Source organism: Clostridium amylolyticum (assembly GCF_900142075.1).
Lineage (GTDB): Bacteria > Bacillota > Clostridia > Clostridiales > Clostridiaceae > Clostridium_AA > Clostridium_AA amylolyticum.
This window is the reverse complement of the sequence record NZ_FQZO01000005.1, coordinates 165890-178370: the sequence shown is the minus strand read 5'-3', so window position 1 is coordinate 178370 and position 12481 is coordinate 165890. Positions and strand designations below refer to the sequence as shown.

Annotated in this window: 11 protein-coding genes; 9 read left to right on the top strand and 2 right to left on the bottom strand. The window is 31.1% G+C overall.

Features of this window, described 5'->3' with window-relative positions:
* Window positions 1–53 precede the first annotated feature (53 nt).
* The 9 genes from BUA82_RS12495 to BUA82_RS12455 all read left to right on the top strand — a co-directional run bounded on the left by BUA82_RS12495 (window position 54) and on the right by BUA82_RS12455 (window position 10612).
* Window positions 54–1142, top strand: coding sequence for a sensor domain-containing diguanylate cyclase (locus tag BUA82_RS12495; RefSeq protein ID WP_073008651.1), 1089 nt, complete (start codon window positions 54–56; stop codon window positions 1140–1142).
* A 137-nt stretch (window positions 1143–1279) separates the two neighbouring features.
* On the top strand, window positions 1280–2434 hold the full coding sequence (locus BUA82_RS12490) for an AlbA family DNA-binding domain-containing protein (RefSeq protein ID WP_073008648.1): 1155 nt from the start codon (window positions 1280–1282) through the stop codon (window positions 2432–2434).
* Window positions 2435–2601: 167 nt separating this feature from the next.
* Window positions 2602–3015: a hypothetical protein gene (locus BUA82_RS12485; RefSeq protein ID WP_073008645.1), complete on the top strand. Its 414-nt coding sequence runs from the start codon at window positions 2602–2604 to the stop codon at window positions 3013–3015.
* A 142-nt stretch (window positions 3016–3157) separates the two neighbouring features.
* Entirely contained in the window at window positions 3158–4378 is a 1221-nt protein-coding gene (tyrS, locus tag BUA82_RS12480) for a tyrosine--tRNA ligase (protein WP_073008642.1), read from the top strand.
* A gap of 129 nt (window positions 4379–4507) precedes the next feature.
* On the top strand, window positions 4508–6364 hold the full coding sequence (locus tag BUA82_RS12475) for a hypothetical protein (RefSeq protein ID WP_073008640.1): 1857 nt from the start codon (window positions 4508–4510) through the stop codon (window positions 6362–6364).
* 11 nt (window positions 6365–6375) lie between these two features.
* Window positions 6376–6642 (top strand): EscU/YscU/HrcU family type III secretion system export apparatus switch protein, encoded by a 267-nt coding sequence (locus BUA82_RS12470; RefSeq protein ID WP_073008638.1) that lies wholly within the window; start codon window positions 6376–6378, stop codon window positions 6640–6642.
* A gap of 169 nt (window positions 6643–6811) precedes the next feature.
* The gene (locus BUA82_RS12465) at window positions 6812–7498 is read left to right on the top strand and encodes a metallophosphoesterase (RefSeq protein WP_073008636.1); all 687 of its coding nucleotides are present in this window, start codon (window positions 6812–6814) and stop codon (window positions 7496–7498) included.
* Window positions 7499–7829: 331 nt separating this feature from the next.
* Window positions 7830–8111 carry an ArsR/SmtB family transcription factor gene (locus tag BUA82_RS12460; RefSeq protein ID WP_073008634.1) on the top strand — a complete coding sequence of 94 codons (282 nt, stop codon included), beginning with the start codon at window positions 7830–7832 and terminating at the stop codon, window positions 8109–8111.
* 17 nt (window positions 8112–8128) lie between these two features.
* Window positions 8129–10612 carry an FAD-dependent oxidoreductase gene (locus BUA82_RS12455; RefSeq protein WP_073008632.1) on the top strand — a complete coding sequence of 828 codons (2484 nt, stop codon included), beginning with the start codon at window positions 8129–8131 and terminating at the stop codon, window positions 10610–10612.
* 102 nt (window positions 10613–10714) lie between these two features.
* On the opposite strand, the gene BUA82_RS12450 is transcribed toward BUA82_RS12455, so the two are convergent.
* Together BUA82_RS12450 and BUA82_RS12445 are read right to left on the bottom strand one after the other, a co-directional pair.
* Window positions 10715–11674 carry a methyl-accepting chemotaxis protein gene (locus BUA82_RS12450; protein WP_073008630.1) on the bottom strand — a complete coding sequence of 320 codons (960 nt, stop codon included), beginning with the start codon at window positions 11672–11674 and terminating at the stop codon, window positions 10715–10717.
* A gap of 23 nt (window positions 11675–11697) precedes the next feature.
* Complete coding sequence (locus BUA82_RS12445; protein ID WP_073008628.1) at window positions 11698–12375, bottom strand: DUF2225 domain-containing protein; 678 nt, start codon at window positions 12373–12375, stop codon at window positions 11698–11700.
* Window positions 12376–12481 lie beyond the last annotated feature (106 nt).

Sequence of the window (12481 nt, the reverse complement as noted above, 5' to 3'; positions counted from 1 at the left end):
AATAATTAAGGTTATACTGTTTTATTACTACTAGTTATTGGGAGAGTAGAGTTATGGAAGACTATAAGAGTCTGTATATTAAACTTTCAGAAGAATTTCAAACCTATCAAAATTTTGCTGAAAATCAAATGCAGGTTTTAAATGATAAGAATATGAAGCTGGAAAAAAACCTGGATGCTTTTTTTAATATAGTGGAGATTAGCAAATATATAAACTCTTACTTAAGGGATGAAAATATAATAACCATGATTAATGACATGATTATTGGTATATTAGGTGCAACATATTCATCTATTTATTTAAAAGAAGAAAACAAGCTTATAGCCAAGGCCACTAATGGTATAAGCGATAATTTTAATATACTTGAAGAATCCTTTTTAAGTGAAATTCAAAATGAAAATCCTTTTGTTATCAATTCTACTACACCTATATTTGGTGATGTAAAAACTAGGAGTAGCATTCATTCAGTGATTGGAGTGCCTATAAAGCTAAGAGAAAAATTCATGGGTTATATAATAGTTGAGCATTCGTTGTTCAACTTTTTCAGCAGTGATCACATAAAATTTATATCATCTATTGCCAATCAAATAGGTATAGCTATAGAAAATAGTCTTTTATATAAAAAAATAAGAGAGAGTGCAAAAAGAGATCCTTTCCTTAACATATACCATAGAAAATATCTTACAAACCTCATGAGAAAGAAAATTCAAGATGACAAGCAGCATAATTTTGCAATAGTAATGTTAGATTTTGATAATTTTAAAAAGATAAATGACACTTTTGGACATCTTTTTGGCGATGAAGTTTTGATGCAAACTGTGAGTTTATTAGAAAAAAACCTAGAAGAAGAAGATATGCTTGCTAGATATGGAGGAGAAGAATTAATAATCTATATAGATAATGTACCTTCTATAGAAGAAGTATATAATAAAATTAATAATATTAGAAAGAAAATATCAAACAATTATATAGCTCTAGGTAATGTTTGTAGAAAAGTTACAGCTAGCTTTGGAATTAGTTTTTATCCGTATAATGGGAGTGACATTGAAGAACTTTTATACAATGCAGATGAAATGCTTTATGTTGCAAAAAATTCAGGAAAAGATAAAGTGGTTTGTTGTGGGCCACCGTTAAAAGCTTAAATCTTGGTATGAGGTTTAAGCTTTATTTGTATTAAATCTAACAATAAATTATTCTATAATTATACTCTGACATAAATAATATATAATAATTAAAAAAATCATAATATATATTAATATAAAATTAAGAGGGTAAAAATATGGATAGGAAAAAGATTATAGGTTTGTTAAAAAGGGAAGAAGGAACAAAATTAGATTTTAAGCAAAAATTAGAACTGAATTTAGAAAGTGGTAAAAAGGAACTGGCTAAGGATATATGTGCTATCGCTAACTCTAGAGGGGGAAGAGGTTATATAGTAGTTGGAGTTGAAGATAAAACTAAAGCTATTATAGGAATAGATAAGAAAGATTATTTCACAGAAGAACAAATTCAGCAAATAGTAAGTAGTAGATGTGACCCCCCCATTCCTGTTTCTGTGGAATATATAGAAGTTGAGAATAAAAATATAGCACTTATAACTATATACGATAGTCTCCAAAGACCGTATCAGCTTAAAGAACAGGGGTCTTTTCTTATAAGAAGGGGTTCTACTACTGATACCATGAGGAAGCAAGAAATAATAGCTTCTTTTCAAGAAAATTTAAGTTTAAATGCAGAGACATGTCCCATATTAAATAGCAGTACAAATTTCTTAAACTTTGAATTGGTGGATAGATATTTTAAATCCAAAGGTATAGAAGTTAATGAAGATAATAGGGTATTTCTTATGGAAAGCGCTTCTATAATATATGCTGATAAGGAATATAATAATTATAAATGTACTTTAGGAGGATTACTGGTATTTTGCGATATGAATAGTGTATATCTTCCACATAATATGATAAGAATATGTAATAAAGTAAATAAACTTCAAAGCAAGGAAATTATAATTCAAGGAAATATTATAGATATGGCGATTAAATGTACTAAGGTATTAAATAAAATTCTTCCTTTGAATTACCCTGTAGGGGCTCTATCAGAGGGGGTTAAGAATTCAGTGCTATATAGAGATTATACAGACTTTGAAAGTGTAATAGAAATCACTATTGATTATAATAGCATTACAGTATCTAGCCCTGGAGAGCTTATACCTCACAGTAAAGATGATAAAAAAGTAAATTACCCTAAGAGAAATGCTTGGATATATGAAAAAATACTTACTTTAGATGGGAATGATGTTTTTACTGGTGCAGGAAAAGGATTTAGAAAAATGAAAGAATCATTTAAAAATTCTCAAAAGGTTATCTTTATAAATTCAAAAGTAGAAAATAGATTTAAAGTAATTTTTCCAGGAGTTAATTACCTAAAGCGTTGATTTAAATAATATATGGCAGGTTAATGGTGAATTAATGTGAAATATTAAGCTATTTAAGAAATATGGAAAAAGTAATAAGTTTTTAAGCAGTTGCAAAAATATTCTGACTATTATATAATTAAGTTAATCATATTATTTCACCTAAAAAAATAAAAGGGGTGGTCCTAATGATTCAGGTATTTTGTAATAAGAGAGGTTCAGGAAAAACAAAAAAATTAATTGAGCTTGCCAATTCTCAGTCTGATTTAATTAACGGAAATATTGTTTATATTGATGATGATAGCAGGCCCATGTACTCACTAAAAAGAGAAATAAGATTCATTACCACTGAGGACTTTCAGTTGAAAGACTTTGAAAGTTTTTATGGCTATTTGTGCGGCATCCTTTCGGGAGACTATGATATTGAACAAATCTACATTGATGGTTTGTCAAATATTATTGCAGGTGATCTTCCTGATGCGGCACATTTATTTTTTAAATTAGATAATTTAAGTGAACAGTTTAATGTGGATTTCTTTATTAACATTAATGAAGAAAATTATGATGAGATGCCGGAATTCATTAAAAAGTACGTTGCTTAATTAACTTTGAAAACAATTTCAATTAAAATAAAAGAAGCTCCTTATGTTAGGGGCTTTTTATTATTAACTTATTTTGCAGTTTTTACTTATTTATTATAAAATAGATTTGTTAATTAACTTACATACTAAAGGAGGAAGACCTATGATAAGCGTTTTTGATGATTTAATGGAAAGAGGTTACATAAAACAGCTTACACATCCAGATGAGATAAAAGAAAAGTTAGAAAAAGAAAAAGTTACTTTTTATATAGGTTTTGACCCTACTGCAGACAGCCTTCATGTAGGTCATTTTATTGCATTAATGTTTATGGCTCACATGCAAAAGGCAGGTCACAGACCTATAGCGTTACTTGGTGGAGGTACCGCCATGATAGGAGACCCGTCAGGTAAAACCGATATGAGAAAAATGCTTACTAAAGAAGAAATATCTCATAATATTGAGAGTATAAAAAAACAGATGGAAAGATTTATAGATTTTAGTGAAGGGAAAGCGCTACTAGTAAACAATGGAGACTGGCTTTTAGACTTAAACTATGTAGATTTTTTAAGAGAAGTGGGAGTACACTTTTCAGTAAATAGAATGCTAACTGCTGAGTGTTTTAAACAAAGATTAGAAAATGGATTATCCTTTCTAGAATTTAATTATATGCTTATGCAAGGTTATGATTTTTATGTGTTAAATCAAAAATATGGCTGCACTATGGAACTTGGTGGAGATGATCAATGGTCTAATATGATTGCTGGTATGGAGCTTATAAGAAGAAAAGCACAAAAATCAGCTTATGCTATGACTTGCTCCCTGCTAACTAACAGTGAAGGGAAGAAAATGGGTAAGACAGAAAATGGAGCCCTTTGGCTAGATGCTAATAAGACTTCACCTTACGAGTTCTTCCAGTATTGGAGAAACATTGATGATAGTGATGTGGAAAAGTGCTTATCCCTTTTGACATTCCTTCCTATGGTAGAAGTAAAAAGATTATCAGCTCTTGAGGGAGCAGAGATAAATCAAGCTAAAAAAGCCTTAGCTTACGAAGTTACTAAATTAGTCCATGGGGAAGAAGAAGCTATAAAGGCGCAGACTGCGTCAGAAGCGCTTTTTGGAGCAGGAAAAGATTTAAGCAATGTGCCTACTGTGACTGTTTCTAAGGATAAAGTTGGAGGTGCTTTATTAGATATTTTAGTGGAAACTAACATAATACCCTCCAAAGGAGAAGGTAAAAGATTAATTCAACAAGGTGGGTTATCTTTAAATGATGAAAAGGTAACAGAATTTAATAGACAGCTATTACAAGAGGATTTAAAAGATGGTAGCGTTATGGTGAAAAGAGGAAAGAAAAACTATAATAGAATTGTAGTTAAGTAAATTATAAAAGCATTAACTTATCAAGAAGTTCTTATAACTTCTAATATGTTAATGCTTTTTTATTAAAGTTACAGTTTTTAAGTAATTATTACGATAATTAATTATTATTGGATTTAAAGAGGTGACATTATGCCAGCTTTATGGAATGTAAATAGTTTAAATAATTTATCAAACAAGAAGAGTACCAGCAAGCTGTCTTTTGATGTAGGAGAGAAGTTTAGTGGAAGAATAACTTCTACGGAAAAAGATGGCACTGTAACTATTAAGCTTATAGATGGCTGGCAGTTTAATGCTGAAATAGATGGGGGAGCAGATAACCTTCCAGAAGGGATTGTTAAATTTCAAGTACAGGGATTTGCTGAAGGAAAGCTTATTTTAAAGTTTATAGGAACTGAAACGGAGAGCCCTACTAGTTTCAATGCCTTAGATAATTATTTAAAGTCATTAGGTCTTTCCAAAGAAGATTCAGATTTTGTTCTATTACTTTTACAGCATGATATTTCACTTACCAAAGAAAATATAAGTTTAATGAAAGGAATATTGGAACTTAAAAGTAAAGCTTCACAAGATGAAGAATATATTAATAACTTTATAGAAAAATACGTCAGTGCAAGGTTGAAGGGGAATAATGCTGAGGAAATAGGAGAATTCAAGGCTTTATTAAAAGATGCCTTTTATAATTTGGGGAAATTAACCAAACAGGATATAATGACTTTTATAGAAAATAACATTGTTTTAAATAAAGATAATATTAATAGTTTTAATAATGTTTTTAAAGAATGGGGTTTTGTTTATAAAAATTTCAAGCTATTAGAAAAAAATCTTTCAGAGGATATACGCATAGTTAATGATAATAATGACAAACCTTTAGAAGTTACAGAGCACTCTTTTAATAAGGAGAATTATGCTATTAATAAGAGTGAGGATTTTAAAGAAGCAATAAATAAAGATGCTACAAAAAGTAAAAGCGGTGCAATAAATTCTTATGAATCCACCCCTAAAAATAGTATATTAACAAAGATAAAAAGTCTTTTGTCTGAGGAAAAGGCTTTGGTAATAGAACATAAGGACCTTAAGCAAGAAGTTTTAAAAAACAGTGCGGATACTAAAGAAAACAATGGGAATATTAATGAAAATAAAAATGAAGACACACTTACTAAGGAGACTATGGAAGGCAATACTCCTATTAAGGGAAATACAGCGTTAAAAAGTAATACTTCTTTAAACCTTGAGGAATTGAAGAAATTGGTGCAAAGTATAGATAATAAATCTACTTTAACCAATGTGAAAGTAGATGAATTGAAAAAAACTATCACTGAACTTATTTATAATAAACTTGGAGTTACTTATGAATTTAATGATGAAGAGGTAAAAGAACTGCTTCAACTCTTAAATAACAAAAATCCCATGACTAATAAAGAAAATCTTAAGAATACTAATGAAATGGTAAAGCTTCAATTAGAAGAAAAATCTTCTGATTTAAAGAATATAATTTCTTCTATAATAAAGTTAAACACCTCTAAAAATGCCAATGTTTCAGATAAGATCTTCAGTTTTTTAAAAGATAATATTAATGATTTTAAATTATTAAATACTATGTCCAATGAATATTATTATTTAGATTTACCTATAAAATTATATGAAAAGGAGTATCCTTTAAAGTTTATTATTAAAGATAATAGGGAAAAGGGTAAAAAGATAGACTCAAAGAACGTGAAGATGGTAATAAACATAGCTACTAGCAATTTAGGAATAGTAGATGGATATATTAAGGTTTTAGGTAATAATATGAATATTGAACTAAAAGTCCAAGATAAATGGGTGAAGATATTAGAAAAAGAAAAAGAAAAACTCCTTAATTCTTTAATTGGTTTAGGGTATAATACAGATATAATAGTAACAAAAAAGCTAGAAGAGGCTAGTATATCTAATTGCAGGGAGTTTTTTAACGATAGTATGTTAACCATGGTAGATGTTCTAGTGTAAGGAGGGATAAAATGAGCCACAGAAGAAAAGCAGCAGCCTTAAAATATGAAAATAATTTTGAAGCTCCGGTGGTAACTGCTGCAGGTGCTGGATTTATAGCGGATAAAATAATTGACCTAGCAAAAGAAGCTTCAGTACCAGTGGTTTCTAATAAAGAACTTACAGAACTTCTATTAAACGTTAATATAGGTGATTACATTCCATCAGAATTGTATGAAGCTGCAGCCTACATTATAGCTTATGTTGCGGATATAGATAAGGCATCTGAAAGAAAATAACAAATCAAAGATGCGACGGATATTTTGTGTCAGGCAAGGAGACAGGTTCCACAGATAGTCTACCCTATCTAAGGGTTCTGCCGACGAAGCATGACGCAAAATAAACTAGCATATTGACTATTTATTTTTTTGAAGATGCCTAAACTAATAGATGAAAGGTGAGTAATGTATGGCACTTTATGCAATTTCAGATCTGCATTTGGCTTTAAATAGTAATAAACCTATGGATATATTTGGTGAACAGTGGTTTTTGCATCATGAAAAAATTAAAAATAATTGGATAAATAAAATAAATGAAGAAGACACTGTATTAATAGGTGGAGATATATCCTGGTCAATGAAAATAGAAGAAGGTATGGAAGATTTAAAATGGATTCATGAACTTCCAGGAAGAAAGATAATCATAAAGGGAAATCACGATTATTGGTGGGGTAGTATCACTAAACTCAATGCCCTTTATGAAGACATGCACTTTATACAAAATAACTACTTTACTTATGAGGATTATGCCATATGTGGAACAAGGGGATGGATATGCCCTGGAGGAGATAAGTTCCAAGAAGAAGATAAAAAAATTTATGAAAGAGAACAGATAAGATTAAAACTTTCTTTAGATGCGGCAGCTTCTAAAGGCTACAGTAATATAATCTGCATGATACATTATCCTCCTACCAATGAAAAGTTTGAAGATTCAGCTTTTACAGATATATTTAAAGCTTATGGGGTTAAGAAGGTGATTTACGGCCATCTTCATGGACCAGCTCTAGCTAGGGTACTAAATGGTTATAGAGATGGCATAGAGTATATTATGACCTCTTGTGATTTTATTGATTTTAATCCAGTTAAAATCAAGTGATTCTTAGCTTCAGATGGAGTTTGCTTAGGAGGAATACAGACGTAGACTGAAGCTTAGAAGAACTTATCCAGGAGCTTAGCGCCCTTTATACCATCAATTAAAGAAGTGGGGGTATTAGGGGCGGTTAGCTATCGGATAAATATATGATTTTCATATGCAAAAGGCATTTAAGCTTCCAACAATGTAAAGAAGCTTAAATGCTTTTAATTATTTATATAGTTATTTTATTGACAATATTATCTATATATCATAATATATAAATATAACGATAATATGATAATAATTAATCTATAGAAAATACTAATATATAAATGGTTAGGAGTGGAGTGACTTGAATTTTAACTATAAAGAACTAGAAGATGCTGCTGAGATTTTAAAAGTTTTAGCACATCCTGTAAGACTATGCATCGTTAAAGGACTATTAGAAAACGGACCTCAAAATGTTACAAACATGCAAAGTTGTCTTAATGTGCCACAATCCACTGTGTCACAACATTTACAAAAGCTTAGAACTGCAGGAATAATCCAAGGAGAGAGAAATGGATTAGAAATAAAGTATGAGGTATGTTCAAAAGTAGCAGCCAGGACTGTAAAGGCATTATTAGAAGAATAAAATTGGAGGTATAAAAAATGAGTAAAAAGGTTTTAATTGTAGGAGGAGTTGCAGGCGGAGCATCAGCAGCAGCAAGACTTAGAAGATTAGACGAAAATATAGAGATAATAATGTTTGAAAGAGATGAGCACATATCTTTTGCTAATTGCGGATTGCCATATTATATTGGTGAAACCATTAAAGAAAGAGAAAAGCTTTTAGTTCAAACTCCTGAAGCTATGAAAGCTAGATTTAATATGGATGTTAGGGTAAACAGTGAAGTAGTGTCAGTGGATACTGAAAATAAAAAAGTTTCTGTTAGGCAAAAAGATGGAAAGGTTTATGAAGAAAGCTACGATAACTTGATACTTTCCCCAGGAGCTAAGCCTTTAAAGCCTAATATACCAGGAATAAATAGTAACAAGATATATACCTTAAGAAATGTAGCTGATACAGATAAAATAAAATCTGAAGTAGACTCCAAAGAAGTTAAAACAGCTGTAGTTATAGGGGGAGGATATATAGGGATAGAAATGGCTGAAAACTTAAGGCACAGAGGATTACAGGTGACCTTAGTGGAAGCAGCTCCACATATATTAGCACCTTTTGACTCAGACATGGTTACCATTGCAGAAAAGGTTATGGAAGAACATGGCGTTTCATTAATACTAAATGATGGGGTAAAATCCTTTGAAGAAAGAGAAAAAGGTATAGAGGTTTCTTTAAATAGTGGTAAAAAGGTTTCTGGAGATATAGCTATACTAGCTATAGGGGTAGCACCAGATACTGCTTGGTTAAAAGATAGCGGTATAGAGTTAGGAGAAAGAGGACATATCGTTGTAGATGAGCATATGCAAACCTCCGCAGAAGGGGTATATGCTGCAGGGGATGCAGTGCAGATAGTAGATTATATCACTGGTTCTAAAACAGCTATCCCACTAGCAGGACCTGCAAATAGGCAAGGAAGAATTGCTGCAGATAACGTGGCAGGAATACACTCAATTTATAAGGGAACTTTAGGCACTTCCATAATAAAGGTCTTTGATTTAACAGCAGCCTCTACTGGAAACAATGAAAGATTGCTTCAAAGAGCAGGAGTTCCTTATAAGGTTATTTTTGTGCATCCTATGAATCATGCATCTTATTATCCTGGAGCAACGGAGCTTCATATAAAACTAATATTCAATAAAGAAGGTAAAATATTAGGAGCTCAAGCTATGGGGTATGAAGGGGTGGACAAAGTAATAGATGTAATTGCTACAGTAATAAAGTTTAAAGGAACTGTAGAAGACTTAACAGAATTGGAACTTGCTTATGCACCTCCATATTTATCTGCAAAATCCCCTGCAAACATGGCAGGCTTTGTAGCACAAAATGTTTTAAAAGGTGCTGTAGATACAGTAAAACCAGAATATGTGCAAAGTATTAACAATGAAAATGAAGTGCTTTTAGATGTAAGAGATGATATTGAAGTGGAACAAGGCTCAATTCCTGGTCATATAAATATTCCAGTTAATGAGCTTAGAGGAAGGATTAATGAGTTACAACAGTATAAAGATAAAGATATAGTTGTTTATTGTGCTGTGGGACTAAGAGGATATATAGCTTCAAGAATATTAAAGCAACATGGTTACAAAATTAAAAATGTAACTGGAGGATATAAATCCTATTCTTTAAGTAACTTTAAGCCCTCTGAATTAATAGAGGAAAGTCATAGAGAAAATAATTATGGGGGGGTTGAAATGCTAGGAAATATAAATAATGATCATGTTAATATAAAAGAAGTTGATGCTTGTGGTCTTTGCTGTCCTGGTCCTTTAATGACCGTTAAAGCTGAGATGGATATGGCAAAACAAGGAGATATATTAAAGGTTAAGGCTTCTGATCCTGGCTTTTATGAAGATATAAAGGCATGGACTAAAAATACTAACAACCAGCTTCTAGAATTAAATAAAGAGAGTGGTATTATTTATGCTTCCATTAAAAAAGGCATGGATAACAATAAAATTCAAAGCAACTTAGAAAAAAATGATAATGTTGTTTATGATAATAGAGATGGAAAAACCATAATAGTGTTTAGTGGAGATTTAGATAAAGCTATAGCTTCTTTTATAATAGCTAATGGAGCAGCTTCCATGGGTAAGCCTGTGACTATGTTCTTTACCTTCTGGGGATTAAATATACTTAGAAAACCAGAAAGGGTTAGCATTAAAAAGAACTTTATAGAAAAGGCCTTTGCTATGATGATGCCTAGGGGTTCTAAAAAGCTTGGACTATCAAGAATGAATATGGGTGGATTTGGAGCTAAGATGATCAGAGGAGTGATGAAAAATAAAAACATTCAATCCTTGGAAGATCTTATAAAGGCAGCTATAGATAATGGCGTTAATATAGTGGCTTGCACCATGTCTATGGATGTTATGGGAATTACTCAAGGAGAGCTTATTGAAGGGGTTAACTTAGGCGGTGTTGGATATTATCTTGGTGAAGCTGAAGGAGCCAATGTAAACTTATTTATATAAGCTAATGCAAAATATTTTATGTAAGTTTATTCAATATAATAATTTTTATGTTTAATGATAAAGAACAGTACCACAGGGTACTGTTCTTTTGCATCTAATTAATTAGATATTATTTAATTCAGTAATTTTATCTATTAAATCTGAAACATTATCGGCTTGTACAGAAATTTTTTCTGTGGTTTCTTGAGATAATACGCTGTTTTGTTCTGAGGCTACCGCTAGTTCTTCTATGCAGCTTATTACATTAGTTTTCTTTTCAGAAGCAGTGGTAAGATTCATTATGCAGCTTTCAATTTCAGTAGAAGCATCGCTAATAGAATTTTTTATTTCGTTAAAGGCTTCTTTTGAGTCACCTATGCTTTTTTGTTGTGATCCTAGAGCTACAGTACCCTGTGCCACTGCAGAGGAAGCACTTAAAATATCTCTTTTAATTTCTTCCAGTATATTGGTTATACTTTGTACAGCTTGTTTAGAATTCTCTGCTAACTTTCTTACTTCTCCAGCTACGACAGAAAAGCCTTTACCTGCCTCACCAGCTCTTGCAGCTTCGATGGCAGCATTTAAAGCTAGTAGATTTGTTTGGCTAGCAATTTGACTTATGGAATCTGTAATAAGGTTTACTGATTCAAGTTTTCCTACTAAAGCATTTACTGTGGTGCTGGAAATCTGTATAGCTTGTTTTAAGTCTTGCAAGGATATATCTAAGGATTCCATGGTTTTTATCCCTGCTCCAGCAGTTTTGTCTGTATCAAGTATAGCAGCATGAACATTGGTTATGTTAAAAGCAAGGTCTTCCATGGTAGAATTAAAATCATTTAATAGATTTCCAGTATTAGAAAGCTCTCTACTATAAGATATATCGTAATCTGTAATCTTACTACATGAGCTCTTGATGTCCTCATTGCAGTTCTTAAGATCAGAAGCTTGCTCTAAAATGTTTTGAAGTTTATTTTTGTAATCACTGTTATATGTATCTTCTATAGGTTCTCTAACTTCTAAAGTGTCATTAATTACTTCCTTTATATTGTTTTGTACAGTTTTGTTTTTTTTGAATAGTCCCATTCTCATATCTTCTCCTTAAATAATCATTTTTTTATTAAATCTTTTTGAGTTCTAGCCAGTTCTTTTATTTTCTGTGGGGCAAGTGAACTTGTTATAACTTCACCAAACCATTTTAAAGCTTCCATGTTATTATCTGTTTTGCGATAAAGCTCTCCTATTAAATACATAACAGTATACCTATCCATACCATAAAAGTTAGAGTCTTCTACTTCATAGGCTTTTAAAAAAGCCTTTAAAGCTTCCTTAAGATAATTTTTTTCTTCTTCAACTTTTCCAAGTAACCTATTCATCCATGCAATTTTTAGGAGTATCATGGCTTTAGTACTACTTTTAGACTCTATAACCATAGCAGTTAAAAGTCCAAGTTTATATCTTTCAATAGCTATGTTTTCATTATAAATTTTACCATAATCTCTTTCTTTCCATCTAGTGGTTATTTGTTTTAAGACAATTTCTTTTTGATAGGACTTTATATTAGGAAAGTCTATTTTTAATGCTGCATAGCCACAAGAGTTACAAATCCAAACATCATAAAAATAAGGGTTAATACTTTTGTAATAAATTTGAAAGTCGGAATCCTTTTTTAATATCCTTTGTGCAGATATTTTTACAGAGGGTGTTTTAAACTTAGCCTGGCAAACTGGACATTCAACTGTTTTTTCATATAAATATTCTTCATAAGCTTCATCTTTAGGTAACATTACATACACCTCGTTGCAATAAATAGTTAAATACCCTTATATTATCGTGTAGAATAAAGAAAATATTATACCTTAAATGAAAATCAAATAGCATAATTACTTTAAT

What these genes read in the sequence shown, in the direction of transcription:
- BUA82_RS12495 (WP_073008651.1), top strand. Translation starts at nt 54, where the DNA reads ATGGAAGACTATAAGAGTCTGTATATTAAACTTTCAGAAGAATTTCAA.
- BUA82_RS12490 (WP_073008648.1), top strand. Translation starts at nt 1,280, where the DNA reads ATGGATAGGAAAAAGATTATAGGTTTGTTAAAAAGGGAAGAAGGAACA.
- BUA82_RS12485 (WP_073008645.1), top strand. Translation starts at nt 2,602, where the DNA reads ATGATTCAGGTATTTTGTAATAAGAGAGGTTCAGGAAAAACAAAAAAA.
- tyrS (WP_073008642.1), top strand. Translation starts at nt 3,158, where the DNA reads ATGATAAGCGTTTTTGATGATTTAATGGAAAGAGGTTACATAAAACAG.
- BUA82_RS12475 (WP_073008640.1), top strand. Translation starts at nt 4,508, where the DNA reads ATGCCAGCTTTATGGAATGTAAATAGTTTAAATAATTTATCAAACAAG.
- BUA82_RS12470 (WP_073008638.1), top strand. Translation starts at nt 6,376, where the DNA reads ATGAGCCACAGAAGAAAAGCAGCAGCCTTAAAATATGAAAATAATTTT.
- BUA82_RS12465 (WP_073008636.1), top strand. Translation starts at nt 6,812, where the DNA reads ATGGCACTTTATGCAATTTCAGATCTGCATTTGGCTTTAAATAGTAAT.
- BUA82_RS12455 (WP_073008632.1), top strand. Translation starts at nt 8,129, where the DNA reads ATGAGTAAAAAGGTTTTAATTGTAGGAGGAGTTGCAGGCGGAGCATCA.
- BUA82_RS12450 (WP_073008630.1), bottom strand. Translation starts at nt 11,674, where the DNA reads ATGGGACTATTCAAAAAAAACAAAACTGTACAAAACAATATAAAGGAA.
- BUA82_RS12445 (WP_073008628.1), bottom strand. Translation starts at nt 12,375, where the DNA reads ATGTTACCTAAAGATGAAGCTTATGAAGAATATTTATATGAAAAAACA.